The organism is Sphingopyxis sp., from assembly GCF_019459305.1.
In the GTDB taxonomy this organism is placed as follows: domain Bacteria; phylum Pseudomonadota; class Alphaproteobacteria; order Sphingomonadales; family Sphingomonadaceae; genus Sphingopyxis.
On record NZ_JAIBES010000017.1, the window covers coordinates 1 to 25816 of the forward strand.

Here is a 25816-nt window from a genome sequence, read left to right on the forward strand (position 1 = left end):
CGCCCCCGCGAAGGCGGGGCCTCTAGCAGGCTATTCAGGAAGCGCAGAGTAAGCCGATAGCGGCCCCCGCCTTCGCGGGGGCGACGGATTTACTCAATCAGCGAACAGCAAAACCGGCGTCTCGACCAGCTTCTTTAGCGCCTGAACGTAGCTCGCTGCATCCCAGCCATCGACCACGCGGTGGTCGCAGCTGATCGACAGGTTCATCAGCTTGGCGCGGCGAATGTCGTCGCCGTCAAATACCGGGCGCTCGACAATTTTGTTCGGCCCGATGATCGCAACCTCTGGCCGGTTGATTACGGGCGTTGTCGCAATGCCGCCGAGCGGGCCGAGCGACGTAATGGTCAGCGTCGAACCCGACAGCTCATCGACCTTGGCCTTGCCGGTCCGCGCCGCTTCAGCCAACCGCCCGATTTCGCTCGCCAATTGCCAGACGTTCATATCCTGCGCGTCGCGGATCACGGGAACCATCAGTCCCGCGTCGGTCTGCGTCGCCATGCCCAGATGCACCGCGCCGTACCGCGTCACGACCCCGGCTTCATCGTCGTAGCGGGCGTTGATCATCGGGAACTGCGGAATCGTCCGGCAGATCGCAACAATCAGGAAAGGTAACATTGTCAACTTCGGCCGATGGCCGCGGTTGGCGTTCAGATCGGCGCGCATTTCCTCGAGCGCGGTGACGTCCATTTCGTCGACATAGGTAAAGTGCGGAATCGCCCGCTTCGATGCGGCCATATTCTCGGCGATCTTGCGGCGCATGCCGATGACCTTGATTGGTTCGTCGGCGCGGGCGCGGCTGGCGCCGGGGCTGTGATAGCCCTGCCCGCCGCTATAGCGCAGATAGGCGTCCAGATCGGCGTGACGGATGCGGTCGCCGTCGGAATGCACCTGGCCCAGATCAACGCCCAGATGCTTGGCGCGGGCGCGAACAGCAGGCGATGCAAGAACCTTGGCGTCATGCCCGGCAACGACGGTGGACGCTGCGGGCGCTGGCGGCGCTTCGATCGGCCTTGCTGCCGTCTCCGGCTCCGCTGTGCTCGATGTCAACTCTGTTACCTTCGGCTCGGACACTTGATCCGCCCCGGGGGTTTCCGCCTCAATCTGCGCTTCGGCCGCGGTGTCCACCGGCGGCGCTTCGACATCGCCCTCGGCGTCCGTCTCGATAACCGCGAGCGTCGATCCGATCGGGATCAGATCGCCGACCTCGCCCGCCAATTCGACGACAATTCCGGACACGGGCGATTCCATTTCGACCGTCGCCTTGTCGGTCATCATGTCGGCAAGCTGCGCGTCTTCTTCGACGCGCTCGCCGATCTTGACATGCCAGGCAACGATTTCGGCCTCGGCAATGCCTTCGCCGATGTCGGGCAGACGGAATGAATAGCGGGCCATGACGTCAGTCCTTCAAAATCTTGGTCAGCGCGGTCGCGATGCGGACCGGACCGGGGAAATAGGCCCATTCCAGGCTGTGCGGATAGGGCGTGTCGAAGCCCGTAACGCGCTCGACCGGCGCTTCGAGATGGTAAAAGCAGCGTTCCTGCACCAGCGCCGCCAGTTCGGCGCCAAAACCCGACGTCCGCGTCGCTTCGTGTATCACCAGACAGCGCCCGGTTTTCTTCACCGACGTCTCGATCGCGTCGATGTCGAGCGGCAACAGCGTGCGCAGGTCGATGATTTCGGCATCGATGCCCATTTCCTCAACGATCGTTTTGGTGACATGCACCATCGTGCCATAGGCCAGGATGGTCAGCGCCTCTCCTTCGCGCACCGTCGCCGCCTTGCCGAGCTCGATGCGGTAATAATCCTCGGGCACCGCGCTCGCGGCATGTTTCGACCAGGGCTCGACCGGGCGGTCGTAATAGCCGCTGAAGGGGCCGTTGTAGATGCGCTTGGGTTCGAGGAAGACGACCGGATCATTGTCTTCGATTGCTGCGATCAGCAAGCCTTTGGCATCATAAGGGTTTGAAGGAATGACGGTTTTTACGCCGCAGATATGCGTCATGATGCTTTCGGGCGACTGGCTGTGCGTCTGGCCGCCAAAAATGCCGCCGCCGAACGGCGTTCGCACCGTCATCGGGCAGACGAAATCGGCCGCCGAACGGTAGCGCAGCCGCGCCGCCTCGCTGACCAGCTGGTCGAGCCCCGGATAGATATAATCGGCGAACTGGATTTCGGGGACCGGGCGCAGCCCATAAGCGCCCATGCCGACGGCGACGCCGATGATCCCGCATTCGTTGATCGGGGTGTCGAACACCCGCGTTTTGCCGTGTTTTTTCTGCAAGCCCGCGGTGGCGCGGAACACGCCGCCGAAAAAGCCGACGTCTTCGCCCATCACCACGACATTGCTGTCGCGTTCGAGCATCACGTCCATCGCGCTGTTGATCGCCTCGATCATGTTCATGGTCTTGGTCGCGATTTGGGTGTCAGTGCTCATCACTCGGGCTTCCAGTCGGGACCAAACTTCGCTTCCTGTTCGGCGAGCATCTGGGTGCATTGTTCCTGCAGGTGCCAAGGCATGTCTTCGAACACATCCTGGAACATCGTTTCGAACGGCTGGTGCATGCCATGCCCCAAAATACCTAGCTTTTCCGATTGCTTCTGGGTCGTTTTTACCAAATCTTCGAGTTCAATCCGCTGTGCCTCATGCCGCTCGCCATCCCATTCGCCGAGCGTTTCGAGATGCTGGCGCAGCCGGTCAATTGGGTCCCCGAACGGCCAGATAGTGGGTTCCTCGGCGGGGCGATAGGCGGTCGGATCGTCCGATGTGCTGTGCCCTTCGCTGCGATAGGTGAAATGCTCGATCAGCGTCGGACCATTGTTGGTCCGCGCCCGGTCCGCCGCCCATTGCGTTGCGGCATAGACCGCGAGTGGATCATTGCCGTCGATACGCAACCCGGCGATGCCATACCCAACCGCGCGTGCCGCAAAGGTCGTGCGTTCGCCGCCAGCAAAGCCCGAAAAGCTGGAGATCGCCCACTGGTTGTTAACGACGTTGAAAATCACCGGCGCGTTATACACGGTCGCAAAGGTCAGCGCCGAGTGGAAATCGCCCTCCGCCGACGATCCTTCGCCGCACCAAACCGTCGCGATGCGGCTGTCGCCCTTTGAGGCCGACGCCATCGCCCAGCCCACCGCCTGCGGATATTGGGTGGCGAGGTTGCCCGAGACGCTGAAAAAGCCATGTTCGGGCGCTGAATACATGATCGGCAGCTGGCGGCCCATCAGATGATCGCCGCGGTTCGAGTAGATCTGGTTCATCATCTGGATCAGCGGATAATCGCGCGCGATCAGGATGCCTTGTTGGCGATAGCTGGGGAAACACATATCGCCGCGGTCGAGCGCCATCGTCGAGGCGACCGACGTCGCCTCCTCGCCGGTGCATTTCATGTAAAAGCTGGTCTTGCCCTGCCGCTGGGCGCGGAACATGCGATCGTCGAAAGCGCGGACGAGCATCATGTAGCGCAGCATCGTGCGCAGCCGCTCGCGGCTGAGCTTGGGATCCCACTGCCCTTTCGCCTGCCCGTCGAAATCGAGCACGCGAACCAGACCGTAGCAAAGGTCGCGCATCGCATCGGGCTTGGTCGCCTCAGATGGGCGCTGAGTCGCATCGACGGCAGGAACGACAATATCGCCAAAATCGGGCGTGTCGCCTGGGCGATAGCGCGGTTCGGGGATATGAAGCGACAGCGGCGGCAGATTACTCGCCGGGCTCCGATCCGTTTCGGGCATATCGTCTTCCCATTGCGGCGCGAATCAGCGCCTAGTTATATTTCAGCGTGGCGACATATTATTTCGGTCGCCATACGAATGCAACGCTAGCGATTAAACCGCCACCGGCGCTGCGATATGTGCCTGCGGTGTATAATCCTCGACCGCGAAGTCATCGAAATTATACGCGAAAATGCTGTCTGGTTTCCGTAAGATCCGAAGCTTGGGCGCGCCTTCGGGAATCCGGCCCATTTGCTGTTCCACCAGATCGGCATGATTCAGATACAGATGCACGTCACCACCCGTCCAGACCAGCTCATGCGCATGCAGCCCGCTTTGATGGGCGATCATCCGCGTCAGCAGCGCCGCTTCGAACACGTTAAAGGCAAAGCCCAGCCCAAGGTCGCACGAACGCTGAAACAACAGGCACGACAGCCCGCCATCGCTGCGCACATGGAACTGATAAGTCATATGGCACGGCGGCAGCGCCATGCGGTCGAGATCGGCGACGTTCCAAGCGGTGAAGATATGCCGCCGCGATCCCGGATTGGTCTTCAATCCCTCGATCAGCGCCGCAATCTGGTTGTGCCCCTGCTCCGCCCGCCGGAACAGCCCCTCGCCCGCCGCTTCATAGCGCGGCCAGTTGACCCATTGATGCCCATAGACTGGACCAAGCTCGCCCCACTGCGCGGCAAAAGCGTCATCGGCGATGATCCGCGCCTCGAAATCCGCTGCACTGATCGCCTCGCCCGTCGCCTTGCAATATTTATCAAGCGGCCAGTCGGTCCAAATCTTCACGCCCTGCGATACCAGTGAGCGGATATTGGTATCGCCGGTCAGGAACCAGAGCAGCTCGCGCAGCGCGGTCTTCCAATAGACGCGCTTCGTCGTCAGCAGCGGGATCGCATCGTCTTTGAGCGAGAATCGCATTGTTTCGCCGAACAGCGAGCGCGTCCCGACCCCGGTGCGGTCGATACGCTCGTCACCATCGACCCAGATGCGGCGCATCAGGTCGAGATATTGCAGTTCATAATGGATGGATTCAGGCAAGACTCGCTCCCGGCTTTGTCGTTCTTTGCTAGGCCGCGTGCGCCATGCCGACAAGGGCGCAGCGGTCATAGCGCGACAAAGCGTCCAAAGCGGCGCAGTCGCCGATCGGCGATCTCGACAACCGCGCGCATTAGAATCCACATGACCCTGCTCGCTCCCATCGACCAGACGCCCGGTCCGTCGGATCTGGCCGGATACATCGCTTGCGAAGCCGAAGATGACGTCGCGCGGCATCTGCTGCGTCCGCATTTCACCCCGACCGCGAGACGCTGTTCCTCGCCGGGTTCGAGGCCTTTAACCGGCTTGTCCGCCTCGAACGCGTCGGCGGTGACAGCAAAGGCCGCTGCATAATCCCGCCGCGATGCTGGCGCGCCCTGATCGGCGGCAGCGTTGCGACTGTCATGATGGCGCATAACCACCCGTCGAATATCGCGCAGCCGAGCGACGCCGACATCGCCACGACGCGCGAAACCGTGCGTTTCCTGAGGACAATAGGCATCGAACTGGTCGATCATCTGATTTTTATAGCAAGCGGTCATTTCAGCTTTCGAAGTGCCGAATTGCTGTAGCTGCGGCAATCCCGTTGAATGTGCCGATTGGCGCTTGAAGTTCACAGATTGCGCGTCTAGAGGACCGCCCTGCCTTCGCGGCGACCCCGGTCGGCGCGCAGATCGGTCGGGGAGTAGCTCAGCCTGGTAGAGCACTGTCTTCGGGAGGCAGGGGCCGGAGGTTCGAATCCTCTCTCCCCGACCAATTTCCTGCATATTGCAGATTCTGTACCGTCGCTTCTTGTAAGTCGACAAACAACATCCTAGATTTGTTCTACGCCGCCATGGTTTTCCCCCTTTCCATCGCGGTGAGTGCCCCGTCACCCTGACGTGGGCGCGTCCTCCCTGGACCCTGGCCACCTCGTACTTCGGTACGGGGTGGTTTTTTATTCGGCAGCCTGAACTATGATTTCAGGGGCTGGGCGCGCTCGGGCGGCCGCGCTGACGAGATCGGCAAACCACCGTGCCATGACGGCAATGCGATGAGAATCGGGCACACGATCGGCGGTCAGATAAAGGCGCCGATCAATCTCGATCTGCACAGCGTGAATCGCCTGCCCCGGATTGCCGTGGGTTCGGATGATATGGCCGCCGGCATAGGGCTGGTTGCGCGAGACCGGCTCGTTCAGGTGGTTCGCCGCAGCCAGCACGAGATCGACAAGCCACTCGCTCGATGTAACGCCGAAATGATCGCCGATGACGATACGCGCGCCATGACCCGGCTGCCCGATCGGGATTGACGGCATCGAATGGAGGTCGAGAAGGATCGCATAACCGAACCGGTCGCGCGCCGCTGCTAGGGCGTCGGACAAAGCCGCATGATAGGGCCGGTGAAAGGATTCGAGCCGCCATTGCAGCGCGGCCTGGTCGATCGGTCGCTTCCATAGCGGCCCGCAATCCGCCAGCCGCGTCGGGACCACGCCCAGTCCGGCGCGCTCCTTGCGCCCCGGCGCCGAAAATTGCGCGCGCAGCGGCATGGCGACCTCGCCCGGCGCCATCTGTCCCTCACCGCGATTGCAGTCGGCAACCGCACGCGCCCACAACCCCTGCACAACCGTTGCTCCGGCGCCCACGGCGTCGACTGCAATTAAATCGCACCAGCTATCCTCGAGTCGTTCGAGGTCGCCCTGTCCAACCCGGGCAGCGGCCAAAATCTCGGTCGGATAGAGCCTTCCCGCGTGCGGCACCGATACGACCACCGGACTGATCGCCGCAGGCCGGTTGACAGCGATGGCGGCGGGCGGGATGGTGCGGGATCGCATGGATCATGGGTGGCAAAAAAACCGCGGTGAATCCAGCACTGCCAAGTCAATTTGTTAAATCTCTGACGCTATTGCGGATTTCGCATTAAGCATGCCACCGACCGGAACGGCCGCGTCGAGGGATCAGGGGATTGATTTCAATATGATTCGCATTCTTCTGGCCGAAGACGATGACGTGATGCGCGAATATCTGGCGCGCGCGCTGACCAGCGCCGGTTACCATGTCACGGCGGTCGATCGTGGCACCGCCGCAGTTCCCTATATCGATTCGGGCATCTTCGACCTGCTGCTGTCCGACATCGTCATGCCCGAAATGGACGGGATCGAGCTTGCCCAGCACACCGCCAAGGTCGCACCGCAGACGCAGGTGATGTTCATCACCGGTTTCGCCGCCGTGTCGCTGCGCGCCGAGGAAAATGTACCGCAGGCTAAACTGCTGTCGAAGCCGTTCCACCTGAAAGATCTGGTGCGCGAGGTCGACAATCTGTTCGGGCGCGCCGACCGGTCGAGCCAACAATAACGACGTCATCGGGCGCGAAGGGCTTGCCAAGCGTGGCCGGGGATATTAGGGGGCCGTCACCCCAAGGGATGGGCGTGTAGCTCAGTGGTAGAGCACTGTGTTGACATCGCAGGGGTCGCAAGTTCAATCCTTGCCACGCCCACCATTAAAAACGCCGCCACCCCGCCGGGTTGGCGGCGTTTTTGCTTTCGGCTTTAGCTCAAGCCATCCCGCGCGCCAGATCGCCGCGCGACGCGTCACCGACCTGGCTGCCGCCGTCGCAGTCGAGGATCGTCCCGGTGATATAAGCTGCCGCGGGCGAGCATAGGAACACTGCCGATTCGGCAACCTCCTCAATCTTGCCCCAGCGCTTCATCGCGATGCGGTCGAAATGCGATTGGCGAGTTTCGGCATCGGGCGCGAGGCGCTTCATCCCTTCGGTATCGGCGATCGGCCCCGGCGAAATGCCGTTCACCCGCACCTCCGGCCCCCATTCGAGCGCCAGCACGCGAATCAACTGGTTGATCCCCGCCTTTGCCGCGCAAGCATGCACTTGCAGCGCCGAGGCGTTGACCGCCTGCCCCGCAGTGATCGCGATCAGCGACGCGCCGGGGCGATTGAGCAGAGCGTGGCAGCCGCGAAACACGTTGAAGGTGCCGTTGAGGTCAATATCGACCACAGTACGAAACGCATTGGCCGACATGCCGAGCGCTGGCGCGAGGAAATTGCCTGCCGCGCCGGAAATCACGATGTCCATCGGTCCAAGCTGATCCACGACCTGCTCCATTGCGCCGCGAATCGCGGCATAGTCGCGGACATCGGCTGATAGCCCGATCGCGCCGACGCCAATATCCGCGGCCGCGCGCGCTGCCTTTTCAGGGTCGCGCCCCGCCACCGCCACCTTGGCGCCCAGCTGCGCAAAGCGCTTTGCAATGCCCAGATTGATGCCGCTCGTGCCGCCGGCAACGAAAGCCGTCTTCCCGGCAAGCAGATTATCCCGAAATGTCGTCATCCTACTTATCTCCCTTGCATCCCCTATCGGCGCCGCCCGCATCCGCGGCCATTGTGCATGATGCGGGGTTGACGGATCGGAACCAGTCGCCTTTTGAAACTGGAACAGACAGCAAGGACGAACCGATGGCAAGTGCCGGCCCCACCTCGAACAGCTTCATCTCGCAGCGGCTGAAGCTGCACTATGTCGATTGGGGCAATCGCGGCGCGCCGCCGTTGCTGCTCGTCCACGGTGGCCGCGACCATTGCCGCAATTGGGACTGGGTCGCCGACAAGCTGCGCGATCGTTATCATATTATCGCCCCTGACCTGCGCGGTCATGGCGACAGCGCCTGGTCGCCCGATGGCAATTACGCGATGGACGGCTTCGTCTATGACTTGGCGCAGTTGATCCATCAGCTCGATCTGGGGCCGGTCAGCATCGTCGCCCATTCGATGGGGGGCAATATCGCGCTGCGCTATACCGGCCTCTACCCCGAAAATGTCCGCAAGCTGGTCGCTATCGAGGGACTCGGCGCGTCGCCCAAGATCATCGCCGAACGCGCGGCCAAGCCCTACGCCGAACGCTTCCGCAAATGGATCGACGACAAGCGCCAAGCCGCCGGGCGCACCCCACGCCGGTATGAAACGCTCGCTGACGCGCTGGCGCGCATGATGGGCGAGAACAGCTATCTGACTGAGGCCCAGGCGCGCCACCTGACCATCCATGGCATCAGCCGCAATGAGGATGGCAGCTGGAGCTGGAAGTTCGACAACTACCTCAACGTCTGGCCCGCCTTCGACATGCCGCAGGAGGACATTGCGGCGCTGTGGGGCGCGATCACCTGCCCTACCCTGCTGCTCTATGGCGCGAACAGCTGGGCATCGAACCCCGAACGCGACGGACGCCTCGCGGCGTTCAAGACCGCTAAGGTCATCGAGTTCGAAAACGCCGGCCACTGGCTGCACCACGACCAGTTCGACCGGTTCATGTTCACGCTAGACGATTTCCTCTAAGCCAGCCGCGGTAGGCGCGTGACGACGCGCATTATGGGGCGAGCGATGGCCTATACCGGGCAGATTTCCAGGCGGCAGCGGATCGTGTCGGGCAGCGGCGCTTTGCTCGCCGTCGTCGCGATTGGATTCGGCCTGGCTAACGGCCTCGATCTCGATGTCGTGCGTAAGGTGAGCGAAGCCATTTCTGCCGTCGCCATTCCCGCGCCGCCGCCGCCTGAGCCGGTCGTACCGCAAACCGTTCGCAGCGACGCAGCGAGCGGAAAGGCGTCTGCGGCGAACGAGCACGCCAAAGCTACCCCTGTTTTTGGCCCCAAAGCCAAACTGCCACCGATGGTGCCCCCGATCACCGCCGCCCGACAACCCGGCTTTGGCCATGACGCCTCGGCGGGCGCCACGCCCAACCCCGGTGCCGGATCGGGCGCTGGCGGGCGCGGCGACGGCACCGGGGCGGGCGGCTCGGGCAGCGGCACCAGCGGCGGTAGCAAAGCCGTATGGCAGAGCGGCACGATCCGCGACCGCGACTATCCCGCCGCCGTCAGTCGCGCCCGCGTCGGCGGCGAAGTCGAGGTTCGCTTCACGATCCAGCCGACGGGCCGCGTTACCGGCTGCCGCGTGAGCCGGTCGAGCGGCGACACGGCGCTTGATGCCACCACCTGCCGCCTGATCGAGGAGCGTTTTCGCTTCAAACCCGCGACCAATGCCGCCGGTGCAGCAATTGCCAGCTCTTACGGCTGGCGGCAAAGCTGGTGGCTGGAACCGCGCCGCTAGTTGCGCGGAGGCAGCATAGAGAAAGAAGTGGCGGAGACGGAGGGATTCGAACCCTCGGTGCCGCATTCACAGCACGACGGTTTAGCAAACCGTTGGTTTCAGCCACTCACCCACGTCTCCGCATGGTCTGTCGCGCTAACGACAGTTGGCCTAGGCGGGTCGCTATAGCCATGCACCTCGCGCCCCGCAACGCCTAAGATTGCGCAATATTTCGCGGCCGGGTGCCATTTCATCGCGTAATCGATTCGGTCTGGCGCAAAATCGACTCGGGTCATCGCCCGTTCATTGCCCGCCGCGCAAACCGGGTCATGATTAACGCCGGTTTCGGTGCGCACGCGCCGTTCGAATTTTGGGGGTCAGACATGCGAAAAACATTCACCAGCTTTGCCTTGGCGGCGGTAGCCGCTTTCGGCATGGCGTTATCGCCAGCTCCCGCTGCGGCGCAGATGCGCGAGATCGATCCCAATACGTCTATCGATTCCGATCTCGACAACCCAGCCCCGCCCCCGCCGGTGTCGAGCGATTCCACCGACGAAGTGATCGATTACGATAGCGACCTGGCCACCGGCGACCAGCAGACAAGCGCGGCGCCCGCCGATGGCACCGCAACCCCCAGCGACATGACGACGACCACCGTCATCACGAACGACACTGCCACCTACAAACAGGACGATCTGATCGGCGCAGCCGAAGGCGTGTTCGGCAAGGGGGCGCAAGGGCTGGCCGGGCTGATCGAAGACATCCTCAAGAAACAGGGCGAACCTAATGCCTATATCGTGGGCCGCGAAGCCGGCGGCGCGCTGGTGCTCGGCGTGCGCTATGGTTCGGGTACGCTACATCACAAGATCGAGGGCGAACTGCCTGCTTACTGGACTGGACCGTCGATCGGTTTCGACGCAGGCGCCAACGCGGGCAATACTTTCGTCTTGGTCTATAACCTCTTCGACAGCGAGGAGCTCTACAAGCGCTATCCGGCGGGCGAAGGCGCGGCCTATCTACTCGGCGGTTTCAACGCCAGCTACTTGCGCCGCGGCGACGTCGTCCTGATCCCGATCCGCGTCGGCGTCGGCGCGAGACTGGGCGCAAACGTCGGCTATATGAAATTCCGCAAGAAGCAGAATTGGGTGCCGTTCTGACTCAACGGCAAGTTTGACCGAAACAATGGCCCGCGCCTCGGCGCGGGCCTTTTTTTTGTTGCGGGGCGCAATAGCGTGGCTCTCCGCTAACGACCGGTGGTGGCTATCCAAGGTGAGCGAGGTCGCGCCTATTAGCGGACGGTTGTCGGCACCCAATCAGGCGGCAATCGGTGCCAAAGTTGTTCCGCAGAGCGCGCTGCCATCTCCTCTTTGACGCGACGTTCACGCCATATCGGCCCGCCTACGTGCCATTCGGCTTTCTCTGCTTCAGAATCAGCGGTTAGTCGCGCCGGAATATGTTCCTCAGTATCCCAAACCACCTTCAGTTCCATGTTTTGGATCGCTGGATCCTCCACTCTCGTATCGTGGTCCGACCTGTCGCCGAGCCAGACGGAGACAGCCAGCGTTCCCACTGGCCACTGGACTGAGGAGCGTGGAGCGACAAGTTCACTCACGACGGGAAACCGTCCTAGCTTCTTCCATCTCCCACTTTTCAGCGCGCGCGTGATCGATGGATAGCCCACGGTAACCACAGACATTACAGGGGCAGCGAGAGCGTCACTTGGCTCCGACAACTGGCGGGTCGCGCCGTCGGAGGAAACCGACGCTCTTGTCACGTGTGACTGACCATAGTAAACTCAGCCACCGCTACCCTGCGATAGCGTAGCGCATCCTGGCGGTCAGGTCAGCGCCCGTGGTCGGCTTTTCTTCGAACATTCCTTCCTTTTGCGGGCGCAAGAATGTTCGGTCAATATCCGCGATGACGCCTTGGCAACCCAAACACGGCCATTCCGCTCTTAACTCTAAAGCGGCCTAATCCGCGTCGACCGTAATCAGCGTCTCACACCGCAGTCCCGCAGCCGCCAAGCGCTGCGATCCGCTCAAATCGGGTAGGTCGATGACAAACAGCGCGGCCGCGACCTCCGCCCCGACGCTGCGCATTAGTTCCGCGGTCGCGAGGATTGTCCCGCCGGTCGCGAGCAAGTCATCGACCAGCACGACGCGGTGACCCGGCAGCACCGCGCCTTCGTGCAGTTCCAGCCGGTCGACGCCATATTCGAGTTGATAATCCACCCCGATCGTCACGCCAGGCAGCTTGCCCGCCTTGCGCACCGGGATAAGGCCCAGCCCCATCGCTGTCGCCATCGCCGCGCCAAACAGAAAGCCGCGCGCCTCGACCGCGACGATGAAATCGGGGCGATGGACCGCGGCCAGCGCGCTCAAACGGCGCACGCTTTCGGCGAAACCGGCGGCGTCGCCGATCAAAGTCGTGATATCGCGAAACTGGATGCCCGGCTTGGGAAAGTCCGGGATGGTGCGGACCAGCGACGCGAGGTCGAGGTCGGGCTGGGACGGCAGGGCGATCATGCAGTCACAATCGCCCTGCCCCAATAGCTCAATGCTTCTTGTCGGCCCAGATATTGCGGTACGACAGATAGGCAAGCACCGTGAAGATCAGCAGGAAGAAGAACACCGCCCAACCGACTTGCACACGCTTCACCAGCTTCGGCTCGGCGGTCCAGACGAGGAACGCGGTCACGTCCTTTGCCATCTGATCGACGCTCGCCTTGGTGCCGTCGGCATAGGTCACCTGACCGTCGTTCAGCGGCTTGGCCATCGCGAGGTTCAGGTTCGGGAAATAGGGGTTGTAGTGCAGCCCCGTCCCCGGCTTCAGCTCGGCCGGCAGGTTCGCCGGCGGGTTCTGATAGCCGGTCAGCAGCGAATAGATATAATCCTTGCCGCCTTCGCGCGCCTTGGTGATCAGCGACAGGTCGGGCGGGATCGCGTTATTGTTCGCCGCGCGCGCCGCAACGTCATTGGCATAGGGCGCCGGGAAATGATCCGACGACAGGCCGTCGCGCGTCGCGACTTCACCCGTATCGGGGTTGATCGACGGCACCTGGAAGCCCTTGGCAAAGGTCTTCACCTGGCCTTCGGTATAGCCCAAATCCTGAATGTTGCGGAACGCAACCAGGTTCAGGCTGTGGCAGGCCGAGCAGACCTCCTTGTAAACCTGCATCCCGCGCTGCAACTGCGCCTTGTCCCAGTGCGGCACCAGGCCGTCACTCGCCAGCTTCACATGGCGCGGGTGCTTAACGAAGGAATAGGCGACATTCGGCTCATTGCTGAGCGGCGTCGTGAAGATCGCGAGCACCAGCGCGGTAATGAAACCGAGGCCGACGAGAAATCCGAGCGGGCGAACCATGGCTGTATCAGCTCCTGTTAAAGTCTGGCGCTCAGGCCGCTGCCGGACCCGACGCGGCGTCGGGAGCATGTTTGGCAAGAACCGCTTCGGTGATCGAATTCGGCATCGGCAGCGGACGTTCGATCCGCGAGACGATGGGCAGAATGACCAGGAAGTGGGCGAAATAGTAGATCGAACCCAGCTGGCTGAGGATCACCCACGGCTGTTCGGCGGGCTGCATGCCGCACCAGCCGAGAAGCAGAACGTCGGCGACGAGCACCCAGAAGAACCAGCGGTACAGCGGGCGATAGGTCGACGACTTCACCGGCGAGCTGTCGAGCCAGGGCAGGAAGAACAGCAGCGCGATCGACGCGAACATCGCGATAACGCCCCACAGTTTCGCATCGATCCAAAGGAAGTTGAAGGTGAAGGCCTTCAAGATCGCGTAGAAGGGCAGGAAGTACCATTCGGGAACGATATGCGCCGGTGTCGACAGCGAGTTGGCCGGGATATAATTGTCGGCATGACCCAGCATGTTCGGGCTGAAGAAAGTCAGCGCGACGAACACCAGCAGGAAGATGCCGAGCCCAAAGCCGTCCTTCGCGGTGTAATAAGGGTGGAACGGGACGGTGTCCTGTTCGTCCTTCACCTCGATGCCGGTCGGATTGTTCGAGCCCGGAATGTGCAGCGCCCAGATGTGCAGGATGATGACACCCAGGATCACGAACGGCAGCAGATAGTGCAGCGAGAAGAAGCGGTTGAGCGTCGCGTTATCGGGGACGAAGCCGCCGAGCAGCCACTGGCGCACCGGTTCGCCGACGATCGGAATCGCCGAGAAGAAGCCCGTGATCACCTGCGCGCCCCAGAAGCTCATCTGGCCCCAAGGCAGCACATAACCCATGAACGCGGTCGCCATCATCAGCAGGAAGATCACCACGCCCAGCAGCCACACCATTTCGCGCGGCGCCTTGTACGAACCGTAATAAAGGCCGCGGAAAATGTGCAGGTAAACGACGATAAAGAACATGCTCGCGCCGTTCATATGCGCGTAGCGGATGAACCAGCCGGCGTTCACGTCGCGCATGATATGCTCGACCGAATTGAACGCAACCCCGACGTTGGCGGCATAATGCATCGCCAAAATGATGCCGGTGATGATCTGGATCATCAGCGCGGCGCCGGCGAGGACGCCGAAGTTCCAGAAATAGTTGAGGTTGCGCGGGACGGGATAGCCGGGACCGGTGGCATTATACACCAGACGCGGGATCGGCAGCTTCTCGTCCATCCACTTCATCAGCGGATGCTTCGGTTCATAGGGTTTGGCCCAGGGAAAGCTCATCTTATCTCGCTCCTCAGCCGATCGTCACGACAGTGTCGCCGGTAAATTCATAAGGCGGCACGACCAGATTGGTCGGCGCCGGACCTTTGCGGATGCGCGCCGCGGTGTCATAGTGCGACCCGTGGCACGGGCAGAAATAACCGCCGAAATCGCCCTTGTTCTCGCCTTCCGCAGCGCCGAGCGGCACGCAGCCCAGATGGGTGCAGACGCCCAAAGTAATCAGCCAGTTTTCCTTGCCTGGTTTGGTGCGCTCATCGATCGTCTGCGGGTCGCGCAGGTCGCTGAGCGGAACAGCCTTCGCCTCGGCGATTTCCTTCGCGACCAAGTTGCGAACAAACACCGGCTGCTTGCGCCAGCTGGTCTTGATCGCCTGCCCGGGCTGGATCGCCGAAATGTCGATTTCGGTCGTCGACAGCGCCAGCACGTCGGCCGACGGGTTCATCTGGTTGACCAGCGGCAGCACCACCGCCACCGCGCCAACCCCGGCAAAACTCACGGCCGCAATATTGATAAAGTCGCGGCGCCGCACGCCATCTTCGATGCCGGCATTGAGTTCGGATTCACTGGCCATTCGACTGCCCTTGCATGGGTGAACTGACAAAGTTCTCGGAAAGTCGGGTCGCCCTGTCGCGCACGCACGAAATGGCGCGCCCCGGCGGCCCCTCCGGGAATTGCGGGCCTGATAGCCGCACATCCGGGGCTTGCCAACAGGCAATTTCCCCTTCGTGCACCCTGTCGCTGCACAGCAGCAAAACCCCTCGATTCCCACCCCGCCCCTCGCTATGGCAATATGATGGAAATCGCCCTGTTTCAGCCGGATATCGCTGGCAATGTCGGCACTACGCTACGCACCGCCGCCTGTTTCGGGGTGGCCGCGCATATTATCGAGCCGTGCGGTTTTCCCTTCTCCGACGGCGCGCTCAAACGCGCCGGAATGGACTATGCGGTGCGTACCAATGTTCGCCGCCACGCCGACTGGAACAGCTTTCGCGTCTGGAGCGCCGAGGCTGGTCAGAGACTCGTGCTCCTCACCACCGCGGGTGCGACGCCCCTGCCCGACTTCGGCTTTGCGCCCGACGACGTCCTGCTGCTCGGCGCCGAATCCTCGGGGGTGCCGCATTATGTCCATGATGCCGTAGCGGCGCGGGTCGCGATTCCGATGCAACCAGGCTTTCGCTCCTTGAATGTCGCGGTCGCGGCTGGCATCGCGCTCGCCGAAGCGCTCAGGCAAACGAAAGGCTTTCCGGCATGATCTCGCTCGATCCGCAACAACAGACCGCGCGCAACTGGTTCGAATCGCTGCGCGACCGCATCTGCGCCGAATTCGAGAGCATCGAAGCCGAAGCAGGCAGCGATGCGCGCTTTGCCTATACGCCGTGGGACCGCGAGGCCGACGGGCTGGCGGTCGGCGAAGGCGGCGGCGGTGTGCGCGGGGTGATGACCGGCAAAGTGTTCGAAAAGGTCGGGGTCAATGTCTCGACGGTCGGCGGCCAGTTCGCCCCCGACTTCGCGGCATCAATCCACGGCGCCGGCGAAGATCCCAGCTTTTTTGCGACCGGGATCAGCTTGGTGGCGCATATGACGAACCCGCACGTCCCGGCCGTGCATATGAATACGCGCTTTCTGGTCACGACCAAGCGCTGGTTCGGCGGCGGCGCCGACCTCAACCCGCCGATCCCCTATCAGGAAGACACCGACGCCTTCCATGCTCGGCTACGCGCCGCCTGCACGCCCTTCGGGCCCGATGTCTATGAACGCTACGCCAAATGGGCCGAGGATTATTTCTACATCCCGCACCGCGGCGTCCACCGCGGCGTCGGCGGTATCTTTTACGATCATCTCGAATGCGGCGACGATGCCGAGTTCGACCGCAATTTCCAACTGACGCAGGCGGTCGGCGAAGCCTTCCTTGACGTCTTTCCCCAAATCGTTCGGCGCCGGATGGATCAAAGCTTCACCGATGCGGACCGTGAGGAACAGCTGATCTGGCGCGGCCGCTACGCCGAATTCAACCTCGTCTATGACCGCGGCACGCTGTTCGGCCTCAAGACCGGCGGCAATATCGACGCGATCCTGATGAGCCTGCCCCCGCTCGCAAAATGGAGCTGAGATAGAAAAAGGGCGCCCCGTTCCCGGAGCGCCCTGTTCGTCGATGTCAATTTAGGAAATCAGGCGAAGACGTCGCCCGATGCGCGCGGCGCAATCGCGCGATAGATCCCCATGGGCATCGAGAACGAGAACATCATAATCGGCAGATAGACCATGGCGGCCATCACGATCATCGTCAGGATAGCTCCGACCGCCGAACCGCCTAGGATCGCGCCCAGAATGCCACCAAAGATCAGGCTGGCGACAAAAACATAAGCGATCAGCGCAAGCGTGAAGAGCAGGTAGAAACCGACAATCTTCCACTGCGACGCCGCAGTCATCCGCCATGATTCGGCAAAGCCGGTCACCGGATTACGCGTCAGCCGATCGGCCATCACCGGTCCCGCGACCGAAAAGCGGCCCTGTACCCACAGCATGAAGGCCAGCAGCGCGATGTACAGGATGACGATCAAAAAGATCGCGCCGCCGCCGACCGCGCCCGATGCCAGCGCTTCGGGTGACATCGACCCCACGCCGCCGAGCGCAGCGCCAAAGATGATGCCGAGGATCAGCATGATCACAATGATCACGATGTAGGCCGCAATCATTACGACAAACGTCCCAAAGGCGAAAGCCGGTCCGGCCTGAAACGCCCACGCAAAATTCGGGGCCTCGCCGGGACGCATCCCGCCGCGCCAAATCAGCATGCAGACGCCGTAGAGAATGACCGAAGCGATCAAAGCGAACAGGAATATCTTGCCGAGCGCGCCGAATGCCGCCGACGGATCGCCCGCCGACATCGCCATCGCGGTAAAGGTGGACCCGAGGAACAGATAACCCAGTAGCCCGACGACGACCAACGCGCCGCCGACCCACAACAGCATCTGCATCCAATTTGCCTTCAGAAACGCAAAGGTCTCCGAAAACGCCGCCCCTATGCTCATCTTTGTCATCACTCTTCCCCCGTTGTTAAACCCCATCCCCCAAGAAGTCGTCCTGCAAGCCGGTGCTACTGGAACACGTCAGGCGGCGTCCGCGTGGCAAGCTGGCGATACGCCGCCGCCGATATGGCGACCGACACCAGGCTGCCGAGCGCGCCGAACCCGGCCTCGACGACCCCGCCCAGCATCCGCCCAATGCCATCGCCGGTCCCGGCGATCGCGCCGACGACCAGCCCGACGATCATCGCGGCGATGAAGATCACGATGGTGACCAGAAACAGAAAGAAGAAGATCGCCCAGCCATTGTTGCGCGTGAGTTCCCAGCTGGTTTTCAGCGCTTCGAACGGATTATACAGGCTGCGATCGGCGACGCTCGGCGCCGCCAGCGTCAACCGTCCGACCAGGTACAGGCCGGGAATGATCAGCAGGATCAACCCCAGACCGATCGCGAGACCCGACAGCAGTTGCACGGCGAACAAGGTCGGAAAAAACATCAGCCCGAATGTCAGTGCCTCACCGACGCTGATCCCGCTCCGCGCCAGCCACAGCCGCAGGATTGCCGCCGATCCGACAATAGTGGTCAGGGCCACGACGATCTGGCCGGGAATCATCTGGCGAAATGTCTGTTGAAGCGCCGCCATCGACTGTTCGACGCTCGCCCCCGCGGGCGGCTCGATCGGTACCGGGCCGAACCAGGCCACCGCGAGCGCCGGCAGGAAAAAGAACACGCCGGCGATCGTGCCGATCAAAGCAGTGTGCGATTTCAACAATTGGACACTGTCGTCCCACGCCGCGCCCATGTCGAATTTTACCATTGATACCCCGTCATTTTCTGATGTTCTGATTATTGGCGAAGGTGCCGCTGTTCGGCGCTTCTGTCCACCCCTGTCGGCGATCCGTCCGCAGAGCCTTGCGCCGCGCGTCGCGGCAAGGCAGGAAGCCCGCGCGATGCGCAGCCTGCCGCCCCCCGAATGGATCATCTCCTCTGGCCTGACCGACTATGCCGAAGCGCTGGCGGACATGGAGAAGCGCGCCGCCGCGACCCACGCTGGCGAAGGCAGCGAACGCATCTGGCTGCTCGAACACCCGCCGCTCTATACAGCCGGAACCAGCGCCGATCCCGCCGAACTGCTCGATCCGCGTTTTCCCGTTTATGACGCGGGCCGCGGCGGGCGTTATACCTATCATGGTCCGGGTCAGCGCGTCGGCTATGTCCAGCTCGACCTGACGCGGCGCGGGCGCGATGTGCGCGCTTATGTGTCGGCGCTCGAAGGTTGGGTGATCGACGCGCTCGCGCTGCTCGGAGTCGAAGCGCGCCGTGCCGACGGCCGCATCGGCATCTGGACCGACGACCAGAACGGACGCGAGGCCAAGATCGGCGCGATCGGGGTACGCGTGAAACGCTGGGTCACGATGCACGGCTTTTCGCTCAACGTCGCACCTGATCTGGCGCATTTTGGCGGCATCGTACCCTGCGGCATCGCCGAATTTCCGGTTACCAGCCTCGCCGCGCTGGGCAAGCCTGCGTCCTTCACTGATGTTGATGCCGCGCTGGCCGACACGTTGCCCGCCTTTCTCGACAAGCTTCGGCCGAGCGATTAGGACCAGCACATGACCCGTATCCTCCTCACCTCGCTCCCGCTCCTCGTCCTCGCCGCCTGCGGCAGCGGCGATCCGGCGGGGAAATCGACCACCAAACTCGATGCGGTCGAGGTGCAGCCGGGGTCGGTGAGCGATTCGATGATCATCCTCGACGACGCCAGCGCCGACGGCACCGCGATCGACAACAGCGTCCCCGATGACGGCACCAAAAAGGAAGCGGCTAAGTCGGACGCTGACGGTTCGGAAGACGAAACCGCCGACGCCGAAGAGGAAGAAAACCCCGACGCCGTCCCGGCTCCTGCCGCGAAAAAGGCGATCACCGCGGATAGCGCGACGAAGAAGGGCGACTGACGCCTAACGCAGCCCCAGGCTTTTGTGCGTCTGGAGCGACAGTCGCCAGCGTGGGTCAGCCATCACCAGATCGATGCAGCGCTGCACATTCGCAGCCGCGTTCGGATCGTCGAGCGGCTGAACCAGCCGATGCTTGAAGTCGAGCGCCGCGAGCTTTTCAACATCGCTGCTCGGCTGCGGCCACACCAGCTTCAGCTCGTCGCCGCTCACCTGCACCAGATCGCTACCCGCCTTGGGACTGACGCAGATCCAGTCGATGCTGCGCGGCACCGCCAACGTCCCGTTGGTTTCGATCGCGATCGTAAATCCTTGCTCGTGCAGCGCGTCGATCAATGCCGCATCGACCTGCAACATCGGCTCGCCGCCGGTCAGCACGACATAGCGATCGTCGTTGCCCGGCCCCCAGCATTCTGCAATCACCGCCGCCAGCGCATCAGCATCGGAATATTTGCCGCCCAGCGTGCCGTCGGTACCGACAAAATCGGTGTCGCAGAATTTGCAGATCGCCTTGGCGCGATCCTGCTCGCGCCCCGTCCACAGATTGCAGCCGGCAAAGCGGCAGAACACCGCGCGGCGCCCCGCCTGCGCGCCTTCTCCTTGCAGGGTCAGGAAAATCTCTTTGACCGCGTAGGTCACCGCTCAGGAACCGACCGCATAGCGCGTCGGGTCGGCCAGCCCCGCATCGGCGAAACCTTTGCTCCGCAGGCGGCAGCTGTCGCAATAGCCACAATGCAATCCATCGGGCGTCGGGTCGTAGCACGACCAGCTCATCCCCGCGTCCATGCCCAGCCGCGCCGCCTCGGCGGCGATGTCGGCCTTGGTCATGTGCTGGAGCGGGGCGTGGATACGGAAATCGACGCCTTGATCGCCATCGCGCGTCGCGAGCCGCGCCAGGTCTTCGAACCCGGCGATGAAATCGGGGCGGCAATCGGGGTAGCCCGAATAATCGAGTGCGTTGACGCCGATGACAACGTCCTGTGCGCGCCGCGCTTCGGCCAGCCCCAGCGTCAGCGACAGGAAGATCAGGTTGCGCGCCGGGACATAGGTCACCGGCACGTCGCTACCGACACCATCTTTCGGCACATCGATGTCGGCGGTCAGCGCCGAGCCGCCAAAGCGGCGCAGGTCGAGCGGCAGGACGATATGTTCGGCGGCGCCGACCTCCGCCGCGATCCGCGCTGCGGACTCCAGCTCGACGCGGTGGCGCTGATTATAGTCGACCGTCAGCGCGACGATGCGCGCCCCGGCTTCGCGCGCGAGCCCCGCGCACACCATCGAATCGAGCCCGCCCGACAACAGGACGATCAGGGTTTTTCCGGCAACATCGTGCATCGGCGCCCGATACGCCGCCGTCGATAGGGGCGCAAGGGGCGGCTTGCTGCGGCGCACCAAAAGAATTGGGCCGCGCGACGTTGGTCACACGGCCCAGTGCGGCATGAAAGCCGTTAGGGAGAAGGACACACATCAGCGTGCCACCCATCCCGATTAGCGCAAGATGGTTAACAACTGGTTAGCTTAGCAACGCGTGTCAGCACGGCCCAGCGCGGCGGCCCTCGATCGCCTGCGAGAAGGGCTTGCCATCGGCAATTCCCTGCGTGTCGATCTGGATCAGCCGGTTCGTCTCGCTACGAATGCTGGTGCGGCCATGCCCCGCGCCCGGACAGGTGTAATGCACGGTCACCGATTTGGGCGTGTCCTCGATGATATAGCGCGAACAATTCGCCCGCGGATGCTGGATCTGGATCATCCGCCGCGCGTCGCCGACGCACACCGTTTGCAATACCGTGTCGCTGCCGCGTTCGCGCAGCTGCCAGCTGCCCTTTTCCAGCCCGTCGAGCATCGCCAGCGACGGCGCCTGCGCGGGTACCACAGTGGCGCCAGCCAGCGCGAAAGCGGCAATCGACCATCGAAACAAGGAAGCAGAGATCGCCATTTTCACCTATCCATCGGGCGCCCATATTTGGGCTGATACGCGACCCCGTTTCGATAGAGATAACAATCGCGCGTGGCGATTTCAACCGCTGGGCGCCGAACTAGACCGTTTCGTCGTCAATTCGGTGCAGAAATCTCGCCCAGCGGGATGGGGAATATCCGCGAACAAAAGGCGCAGTCGACGACGATTTGCCCGCTGTCGTCGGCCATATCGACCCGCTCGGTTTCCGGAAATTGCGCCAGCACGCCGGCGAAATAGTCGGTGCTGCACCGGCACCCGCGCGACACCATCATCCCCGGCTCGACGCGTACCTCTTCCTCGTGGAACAAGCGCCACGCCAGCGTTTCCAGCGAATGCGCCGGGTCAGTGAGTTCCTCGGGCTTCAGCGTCGCCGCGATGGTGCGCGCATGGTCCCATTCGGGCGTGTCGTGGCGGACGTGCAGGCGGTCGCGCCCGACCTCGCCCTCGGGCAAATGCTGGAGCAGCAGCCCGCCCGCAACACAGCCCGCCTCGGCATCGTGCCGCGCGGCAAGCCGGATCAGGCTCGAAATCTGTTCGGACTGCTCGAAATAATGCTCGGCCGCCTCGCCGATCGACGCGCCTTCGAGCGGGACGATACCCTGATAGCGTTCCGCGGTCGTCGCCTGATCGAAGGTGATAGCGAGGAAGCCCTCGCCGAATAGAGCGAACAATGACGGGTCGGGACCGACCGCCGCCAACCGCTCGGCGTCGAATTTCAGATAGCCGCGCAACTCGCCAGCTCGATAATCGCACACGAGCAGCTCGATCGGCCCGCCGCCGGTCTGCGCCTGCAACGTCATCTGGCCGTTCTCGTCCTTGAGCGTCGACCCCAGCAACACGGTCAGCACCAGTGCCTCGCCGAGCAGCTTTTCGGCCACCGGCGGATAATTATGCGCCGCGATGATCGTGTTCAGCGTCGGCCCCAGCCGAACCAGCCGCCCGCGCACGTGACGCGCCGCGATGGTGAACAGCAGCGGCTGATCGAACCAGGTCTCGATAATCTCGTCGCTCACACCATCAAACTCACAGCTTGTCCATCGCCCATAGCAGGATCGATTTCTGCGCATGAACGCGGTTCTCGGCCTCATCCCACACCCGCGACTGCGGCCCGTCGATCACTGCATCGACGACCTCGTCGCCGCGGTGCGCGGGCAGGCAGTGGAGGAAGATCGCGTCGCTCTTAGCGCCCGTCATCAACCGTTCGTCGACCTGGAACGGCGCCATCGCCGCGACCTTGTTGTGCGCATGGTCCTGTCCCATCGACACCCAGGTGTCGGTGACGACCAGATCGGCGCCCGCGACCGCTTCGCGCGCGTCGGCCATGATGTCGATGCGAACGCCCTTGGCACGCGCCGCTGCGACGAACGACGCATCGGGTTCATAGCCCTGCGGACAACCGGCGCGGACGTTGAAACCGAACAGCCCCGCGGCCTCGATCAACGACGACAGCACATTGTTGCCGTCGCCAAGCCAGGCGAGCTCCAGTCCGGGCAGCGCCTTGCCTTGCTCGACGATCGTCAGCAGGTCGGCGACAATCTGGCACGGGTGCGACAGGTCGGTCAGACCGTTGATCACCGGGACGCTCGCAAATTCGGCCAGCTCTTCGATCTTGGCATGATCGTCGGTGCGGATCATGATCGCGTCGGCATAGCGCGACAGGACGCGCGCTGTGTCGGCGATCGTTTCGCCGCGACCAAGCTGCGTCGTCCCCGCGTCGAGGATCATCGGCACCCCGCCCAACTGGCGGATTGCAATGTCGAACGAAGCGCGGGTGCGAGTCGAATTCTTCTCGAACACCATCGCCAGCACATGATCGGCGAGCGGCGCATCGGCGTCGGGTTTCGCCTTTGGCCAACCCGTGCGCGCCGCCTTGCGGTCGATCGCATCGGCGATCATCGCGGCAACCGCATCGCCGCCCGCGTCGGACAGGTTCAGGAAATTGGGCATCAGGCCCTCCGTTCTGCAGGAACGGAAAACATCAGGACTCGGGCGGCGTGTAGCTCGCCGCGCCCGCTGACAATTTCTCGATGAACTCGTCGATATGGCTCTGCTCGATATTGAGCGGCGGCAGCACGCGGACGACATTATCACCTGCCGCGACGGTCAGCAGCCCGTGATGGTCGCGCAGATGCGCGACAAAGGCGCGACTGTCGGAGCGCAGCTTGACCCCTAGCATCAGCCCCATGCCGCGCACGCTTTCGAACAGCTGGTCATGGTTCGGGATCAGCTGCTCGAGCGCGCCGCGCAGCCGTTCGCCGGTCGCCTTGACCCCGTCGAGAAAGCCTTCCTCGAGCACGACGTCGAGCACCGCTTGCCCCGCGGCGCACGCCAGCGGGTTGCCGCCATAGGTCGACCCATGCGTACCGATGACCATGCCGCGCGCTGCTTTCTCGGTCGCGAGGCACGCGCCCATCGGGAAACCGCCGCCAATGCCCTTGGCGCTCGCCATGATGTCGGGGGTGACGCCAAATTCCTGATAGGCGTAGAGCGAACCGGTGCGCGCGACGCCGCACTGGACCTCGTCGAACACCAACATCAGGTCGCGATCATTACAGATATCGCGCAGCCCCTGCAGGAACGGCTGCGACGCCGGCCGGATACCACCCTCGCCCTGAATCGGTTCGATCAGGAAGCCGGCGGTATTGTCATCGACCAGGTCGAGCGCCGCGTTGAGATCATCGAACGGCGCGTAGGCGAAACCGGGCAGCAGCGGGTCGAAACCCTTGCGCAGCTTTTCCTGATTAGTCGCCGAAATCGTCGCCAGCGTGCGGCCGTGGAACGCATTGTTGAAGGTGATCAGATTATGCTTTTCGGGATTGCCCGCGCTCGAATGATAAGCGCGCGCGGTCTTGATCGCGCATTCGACCGCCTCTGCGCCCGAGTTGGTCAGAAACACCGTGTCGGCAAACGTATGCTCGACCAGCCGCGCGGCATAGGCCTCACCCTGCGGGCTGCCATACAGGTTCGACACATGCATCAGCGTCGCCGCCTGCTCCTGGATCGCCTTGGTAAGGTGCGGGTGACCATGACCCAGCAGGTTGACCGCGATGCCGCTGGCAAAATCCAGATAGCGCTCGCCGCGCTCGCCGATCAGATACGCGCCCTCCCCGCGCACCGGACGCACACCGCACCGGGGATAAACGGGCATCAGCGGCGTGATCGACATGGCAGGCACCTTTCAGGCAAAAGTAAAAAGGCGACCCCGATGGGCCGCCCTTGGTCGGGCCGCCCCTATACTGCCGCAGCGCAAGGTGCGTCAACACGGCGGCGTTCAGAGCGCCTTCGCCGCCGCCATCGTCAGCGCCAACGAGTGCTTGCGTGCGTCATGATCGTACATCGATGACGCGATGACCACCTCATCGACGCGGGTCCGCGCAACAAATGTCCGCAACCCCGCGGCAATATCGTCGGCAGTGCCAACCGCAGTACATTGCAGCACATGGTCGAGGATCGCGCGCGCGTTCGGCGGCAGGCTGTTCTTATAGCCCGCGAGCGGCGGCTTCATCTTGCCCGGGTTTCCGGTGCGCAGCGCGACAAACGCCTGCTGCTGCGAAGATGCCAGCAGCTCGGCTTCCTCTCGCGTGTCGGCAGCAAAGGCATTAAACGCCGCGGCGACGTAAGGCTGCGCGAGTTGCGCCGACGGTTTGAACTGGCGGCGGTAGATGTCGAGCGCTTCGTCGAGCGCGTCGGGCGCGAAGTGGCTGGCAAAGGCATAGGGTAGCCCCAGCATCGCCGCGAGCTGCGCGCCGAAGGTGCTCGATCCCAAGATCCATAGCGGGATATGCGTCCCTGCTCCTGGCACCGCGGTAATGCCAAGTTCCGCGTCGCCTGCCAGAAAAGCTTGCAGCTCGAGCACATCCTGCGGGAACTGGCGTTCGTCGCTGGCGAGCGTGCGGCGCAGCGCGCGCGCGACACGCTGATCCGACCCCGGGGCGCGTCCGAGGCCGAGATCGATACGGCCGGGGAACAAGGCTTCCAACGTCCCGAACTGCTCGGCGATCACCATCGGCGCATGGTTCGGCAACATGATGCCCGCCGACCCGATCCGGATTGTCGACGTCGCCTGCCCGATGTGCGCCAGCACCACCGCGGTTGCGGCGCTCGCGATCCCGGCCATGCCGTGATGTTCGGCAACCCAATAGCGCCCGTAGCCGAGCGCCTCGGCGTGCTTGGCCAGATCGGCGGCGTTGGCGAGCGACCCTGCGATCGTGCCGGTGACGGTGACTGGCACGAGGTCGAGGAAGGAAAGTTTCGTCATGAAACGGATATGCGGTGGCGGGGGCGCACGTTCAAGGCATCATCGTCGCCCCCGCGAAGGCGGGGGCCGCTGGAGGCCATTTCCTGAGGTGTCCGAGTAAACCGACTGCGCCCCCCGCCT

28 protein-coding genes and 3 tRNA genes are annotated in these 25816 nt (G+C 63.0%); 11 read left to right on the forward strand and 20 right to left on the reverse strand.

Annotated elements, in window-relative coordinates:
• Positions 1-93: 93 nt before the first annotated feature.
• The 4 genes from K0M74_RS01865 to thyA all read right to left on the reverse strand — a co-directional run bounded on the left by K0M74_RS01865 (position 94) and on the right by thyA (position 4758).
• Positions 94-1392: a dihydrolipoamide acetyltransferase family protein gene (locus tag K0M74_RS01865; protein ID WP_293967327.1), complete on the reverse strand. Its 1299-nt coding sequence runs from the start codon at positions 1390-1392 to the stop codon at positions 94-96.
• A 4-nt stretch (positions 1393-1396) separates the two neighbouring features.
• Positions 1397-2434 (reverse strand): alpha-ketoacid dehydrogenase subunit beta, encoded by a 1038-nt coding sequence (locus K0M74_RS01870; protein ID WP_293967329.1) that lies wholly within the window; start codon positions 2432-2434, stop codon positions 1397-1399.
• Entirely contained in the window at positions 2434-3729 is a 1296-nt protein-coding gene (locus K0M74_RS01875) for a thiamine pyrophosphate-dependent enzyme (RefSeq protein ID WP_293967331.1), read from the reverse strand. The genes K0M74_RS01870 and K0M74_RS01875 overlap by 1 nt, the downstream gene beginning before the upstream one ends.
• Before the next feature lie 93 nt (positions 3730-3822).
• On the reverse strand, positions 3823-4758 hold the full coding sequence (gene thyA / locus K0M74_RS01880) for a thymidylate synthase (protein WP_293967333.1): 936 nt from the start codon (positions 4756-4758) through the stop codon (positions 3823-3825).
• A gap of 269 nt (positions 4759-5027) precedes the next feature.
• Between thyA and K0M74_RS01885 the strand changes: the two genes are divergently transcribed.
• Positions 5028-5327 carry a JAB domain-containing protein gene (locus K0M74_RS01885; RefSeq protein ID WP_293967373.1) on the forward strand — a complete coding sequence of 100 codons (300 nt, stop codon included), beginning with the start codon at positions 5028-5030 and terminating at the stop codon, positions 5325-5327.
• 107 nt (positions 5328-5434) lie between these two features.
• Positions 5435-5511: transfer RNA gene (locus tag K0M74_RS01890), tRNA-Pro, on the forward strand.
• Positions 5512-5692: 181 nt separating this feature from the next.
• Here the strand turns inward: K0M74_RS01890 and K0M74_RS01895 are convergent.
• On the reverse strand, positions 5693-6568 hold the full coding sequence (locus K0M74_RS01895) for an N-formylglutamate amidohydrolase (RefSeq protein WP_293967335.1): 876 nt from the start codon (positions 6566-6568) through the stop codon (positions 5693-5695).
• Between the two features lie 142 nt (positions 6569-6710).
• Here K0M74_RS01895 and cpdR point away from each other — a divergent pair, with 142 nt between their 5' ends.
• Positions 6711-7088 carry a cell cycle two-component system response regulator CpdR gene (gene cpdR / locus K0M74_RS01900; RefSeq protein ID WP_293967337.1) on the forward strand — a complete coding sequence of 126 codons (378 nt, stop codon included), beginning with the start codon at positions 6711-6713 and terminating at the stop codon, positions 7086-7088.
• 70 nt (positions 7089-7158) lie between these two features.
• Positions 7159-7233: transfer RNA gene (locus K0M74_RS01905), tRNA-Val, on the forward strand.
• 54 nt (positions 7234-7287) lie between these two features.
• Here K0M74_RS01905 and K0M74_RS01910 read toward each other — a convergent pair.
• Positions 7288-8079, reverse strand: a complete 792-nt coding sequence (locus K0M74_RS01910; RefSeq protein WP_293967339.1) for an SDR family oxidoreductase — start codon at positions 8077-8079, stop codon at positions 7288-7290.
• 125 nt (positions 8080-8204) lie between these two features.
• Here K0M74_RS01910 and K0M74_RS01915 point away from each other — a divergent pair, with 125 nt between their 5' ends.
• Together K0M74_RS01915 and K0M74_RS01920 are read left to right on the forward strand one after the other, a co-directional pair.
• A complete protein-coding gene (locus K0M74_RS01915; protein ID WP_293967341.1) occupies positions 8205-9074 on the forward strand; it encodes an alpha/beta hydrolase in 870 nt (289 codons plus the stop codon).
• 18 nt (positions 9075-9092) lie between these two features.
• The gene (locus tag K0M74_RS01920) at positions 9093-9842 is read left to right on the forward strand and encodes an energy transducer TonB (protein ID WP_293967343.1); all 750 of its coding nucleotides are present in this window, start codon (positions 9093-9095) and stop codon (positions 9840-9842) included.
• 28 nt (positions 9843-9870) lie between these two features.
• Here the strand turns inward: K0M74_RS01920 and K0M74_RS01925 are convergent.
• A tRNA-Ser gene (locus K0M74_RS01925) sits at positions 9871-9962 on the reverse strand.
• A gap of 242 nt (positions 9963-10204) precedes the next feature.
• Here K0M74_RS01925 and K0M74_RS01930 point away from each other — a divergent pair.
• Complete coding sequence (locus tag K0M74_RS01930) at positions 10205-10978, forward strand: DUF1134 domain-containing protein (RefSeq protein ID WP_293967346.1); 774 nt, start codon at positions 10205-10207, stop codon at positions 10976-10978.
• Between the two features lie 813 nt (positions 10979-11791).
• Here the strand turns inward: K0M74_RS01930 and K0M74_RS01935 are convergent.
• The 4 genes from K0M74_RS01935 to petA are packed head-to-tail and all read right to left on the reverse strand — an operon-like array spanning position 11792 to position 15073.
• Positions 11792-12346, reverse strand: a complete 555-nt coding sequence (locus K0M74_RS01935) for an adenine phosphoribosyltransferase (protein WP_293967348.1) — start codon at positions 12344-12346, stop codon at positions 11792-11794.
• Between the two features lie 28 nt (positions 12347-12374).
• Complete coding sequence (locus tag K0M74_RS01940; protein WP_293967349.1) at positions 12375-13184, reverse strand: cytochrome c1; 810 nt, start codon at positions 13182-13184, stop codon at positions 12375-12377.
• 31 nt (positions 13185-13215) lie between these two features.
• Positions 13216-14502 carry a cytochrome b/b6 gene (locus K0M74_RS01945; RefSeq protein ID WP_293967351.1) on the reverse strand — a complete coding sequence of 429 codons (1287 nt, stop codon included), beginning with the start codon at positions 14500-14502 and terminating at the stop codon, positions 13216-13218.
• A 13-nt stretch (positions 14503-14515) separates the two neighbouring features.
• On the reverse strand, positions 14516-15073 hold the full coding sequence (gene petA / locus K0M74_RS01950) for a ubiquinol-cytochrome c reductase iron-sulfur subunit (RefSeq protein ID WP_293967354.1): 558 nt from the start codon (positions 15071-15073) through the stop codon (positions 14516-14518).
• A gap of 222 nt (positions 15074-15295) precedes the next feature.
• On the opposite strand from petA, the gene K0M74_RS01955 reads away from it, so the two are divergent.
• Both K0M74_RS01955 and hemF read left to right on the forward strand, forming a co-directional pair.
• Complete coding sequence (locus tag K0M74_RS01955) at positions 15296-15754, forward strand: tRNA (cytidine(34)-2'-O)-methyltransferase (RefSeq protein WP_293967374.1); 459 nt, start codon at positions 15296-15298, stop codon at positions 15752-15754.
• Positions 15751-16611, forward strand: coding sequence for an oxygen-dependent coproporphyrinogen oxidase (hemF, locus tag K0M74_RS01960; protein ID WP_293967356.1), 861 nt, complete (start codon positions 15751-15753; stop codon positions 16609-16611). Before K0M74_RS01955 ends, hemF begins: the two co-directional genes overlap by 4 nt.
• 59 nt (positions 16612-16670) lie before the next feature.
• Here the strand turns inward: hemF and K0M74_RS01965 are convergent, their stop codons facing one another.
• Positions 16671-17543, reverse strand: a complete 873-nt coding sequence (locus K0M74_RS01965; RefSeq protein WP_293967358.1) for a hypothetical protein — start codon at positions 17541-17543, stop codon at positions 16671-16673.
• 56 nt (positions 17544-17599) lie between these two features.
• Positions 17600-18346 (reverse strand): glycerophosphoryl diester phosphodiesterase membrane domain-containing protein, encoded by a 747-nt coding sequence (locus K0M74_RS01970; RefSeq protein ID WP_293967359.1) that lies wholly within the window; start codon positions 18344-18346, stop codon positions 17600-17602.
• 133 nt (positions 18347-18479) lie between these two features.
• Here K0M74_RS01970 and lipB point away from each other — a divergent pair, with 133 nt between their 5' ends.
• Positions 18480-19133, forward strand: coding sequence for a lipoyl(octanoyl) transferase LipB (gene lipB / locus K0M74_RS01975; protein ID WP_293967376.1), 654 nt, complete (start codon positions 18480-18482; stop codon positions 19131-19133).
• Positions 19134-19142: 9 nt separating this feature from the next.
• Complete coding sequence (locus K0M74_RS01980) at positions 19143-19484, forward strand: hypothetical protein (RefSeq protein ID WP_293967361.1); 342 nt, start codon at positions 19143-19145, stop codon at positions 19482-19484.
• Between the two features lie 3 nt (positions 19485-19487).
• Here K0M74_RS01980 and queE read toward each other — a convergent pair whose 3' ends face one another.
• From queE to K0M74_RS02015, 7 genes are all read right to left on the reverse strand, one after another.
• Positions 19488-20120 carry a 7-carboxy-7-deazaguanine synthase gene (gene queE, locus K0M74_RS01985; RefSeq protein ID WP_293967362.1) on the reverse strand — a complete coding sequence of 211 codons (633 nt, stop codon included), beginning with the start codon at positions 20118-20120 and terminating at the stop codon, positions 19488-19490.
• Between the two features lie 3 nt (positions 20121-20123).
• The gene (gene queC, locus K0M74_RS01990; protein WP_293967364.1) at positions 20124-20816 is read right to left on the reverse strand and encodes a 7-cyano-7-deazaguanine synthase QueC; all 693 of its coding nucleotides are present in this window, start codon (positions 20814-20816) and stop codon (positions 20124-20126) included.
• 196 nt (positions 20817-21012) lie between these two features.
• A complete protein-coding gene (locus K0M74_RS01995) occupies positions 21013-21417 on the reverse strand; it encodes a hypothetical protein (RefSeq protein ID WP_293967365.1) in 405 nt (134 codons plus the stop codon).
• Positions 21418-21533: 116 nt separating this feature from the next.
• Positions 21534-22451: an Hsp33 family molecular chaperone HslO gene (locus K0M74_RS02000; protein ID WP_293967367.1), complete on the reverse strand. Its 918-nt coding sequence runs from the start codon at positions 22449-22451 to the stop codon at positions 21534-21536.
• A gap of 10 nt (positions 22452-22461) precedes the next feature.
• Positions 22462-23388 (reverse strand): ornithine carbamoyltransferase, encoded by a 927-nt coding sequence (gene argF / locus K0M74_RS02005; protein ID WP_293967377.1) that lies wholly within the window; start codon positions 23386-23388, stop codon positions 22462-22464.
• Positions 23389-23416: 28 nt separating this feature from the next.
• A complete protein-coding gene (locus K0M74_RS02010) occupies positions 23417-24604 on the reverse strand; it encodes an aspartate aminotransferase family protein (RefSeq protein WP_293967369.1) in 1188 nt (395 codons plus the stop codon).
• A 105-nt stretch (positions 24605-24709) separates the two neighbouring features.
• Positions 24710-25696 carry an LLM class flavin-dependent oxidoreductase gene (locus K0M74_RS02015; RefSeq protein WP_293967371.1) on the reverse strand — a complete coding sequence of 329 codons (987 nt, stop codon included), beginning with the start codon at positions 25694-25696 and terminating at the stop codon, positions 24710-24712.
• Positions 25697-25816 lie beyond the last annotated feature (120 nt).

Excerpts from the sequence above, each read along its gene's own strand:
- K0M74_RS01865 (WP_293967327.1), bottom strand. The coding sequence starts at position 1,392 with ATGGCCCGCTATTCATTCCGTCTGCCCGACATCGGCGAAGGCATTGCC.
- K0M74_RS01870 (WP_293967329.1), bottom strand. The coding sequence starts at position 2,434 with ATGAGCACTGACACCCAAATCGCGACCAAGACCATGAACATGATCGAG.
- K0M74_RS01875 (WP_293967331.1), bottom strand. The coding sequence starts at position 3,729 with ATGCCCGAAACGGATCGGAGCCCGGCGAGTAATCTGCCGCCGCTGTCG.
- K0M74_RS01895 (WP_293967335.1), bottom strand. The coding sequence starts at position 6,568 with ATGCGATCCCGCACCATCCCGCCCGCCGCCATCGCTGTCAACCGGCCT.
- cpdR (WP_293967337.1), top strand. The coding sequence starts at position 6,711 with ATGATTCGCATTCTTCTGGCCGAAGACGATGACGTGATGCGCGAATAT.
- K0M74_RS01910 (WP_293967339.1), bottom strand. The coding sequence starts at position 8,079 with ATGACGACATTTCGGGATAATCTGCTTGCCGGGAAGACGGCTTTCGTT.
- K0M74_RS01915 (WP_293967341.1), top strand. The coding sequence starts at position 8,205 with ATGGCAAGTGCCGGCCCCACCTCGAACAGCTTCATCTCGCAGCGGCTG.
- K0M74_RS01930 (WP_293967346.1), top strand. The coding sequence starts at position 10,205 with ATGCGAAAAACATTCACCAGCTTTGCCTTGGCGGCGGTAGCCGCTTTC.
- K0M74_RS01935 (WP_293967348.1), bottom strand. The coding sequence starts at position 12,346 with ATGATCGCCCTGCCGTCCCAGCCCGACCTCGACCTCGCGTCGCTGGTC.
- K0M74_RS01940 (WP_293967349.1), bottom strand. The coding sequence starts at position 13,184 with ATGGTTCGCCCGCTCGGATTTCTCGTCGGCCTCGGTTTCATTACCGCG.
- K0M74_RS01945 (WP_293967351.1), bottom strand. The coding sequence starts at position 14,502 with ATGAGCTTTCCCTGGGCCAAACCCTATGAACCGAAGCATCCGCTGATG.
- petA (WP_293967354.1), bottom strand. The coding sequence starts at position 15,073 with ATGGCCAGTGAATCCGAACTCAATGCCGGCATCGAAGATGGCGTGCGG.
- K0M74_RS01955 (WP_293967374.1), top strand. The coding sequence starts at position 15,296 with ATGGAAATCGCCCTGTTTCAGCCGGATATCGCTGGCAATGTCGGCACT.
- hemF (WP_293967356.1), top strand. The coding sequence starts at position 15,751 with ATGATCTCGCTCGATCCGCAACAACAGACCGCGCGCAACTGGTTCGAA.
- K0M74_RS01965 (WP_293967358.1), bottom strand. The coding sequence starts at position 17,543 with ATGACAAAGATGAGCATAGGGGCGGCGTTTTCGGAGACCTTTGCGTTT.
- K0M74_RS01970 (WP_293967359.1), bottom strand. The coding sequence starts at position 18,346 with ATGGTAAAATTCGACATGGGCGCGGCGTGGGACGACAGTGTCCAATTG.
- lipB (WP_293967376.1), top strand. The coding sequence starts at position 18,480 with ATGCGCAGCCTGCCGCCCCCCGAATGGATCATCTCCTCTGGCCTGACC.
- K0M74_RS01980 (WP_293967361.1), top strand. The coding sequence starts at position 19,143 with ATGACCCGTATCCTCCTCACCTCGCTCCCGCTCCTCGTCCTCGCCGCC.
- queC (WP_293967364.1), bottom strand. The coding sequence starts at position 20,816 with ATGCACGATGTTGCCGGAAAAACCCTGATCGTCCTGTTGTCGGGCGGG.
- K0M74_RS01995 (WP_293967365.1), bottom strand. The coding sequence starts at position 21,417 with ATGGCGATCTCTGCTTCCTTGTTTCGATGGTCGATTGCCGCTTTCGCG.
- K0M74_RS02010 (WP_293967369.1), bottom strand. The coding sequence starts at position 24,604 with ATGTCGATCACGCCGCTGATGCCCGTTTATCCCCGGTGCGGTGTGCGT.
- K0M74_RS02015 (WP_293967371.1), bottom strand. The coding sequence starts at position 25,696 with ATGACGAAACTTTCCTTCCTCGACCTCGTGCCAGTCACCGTCACCGGC.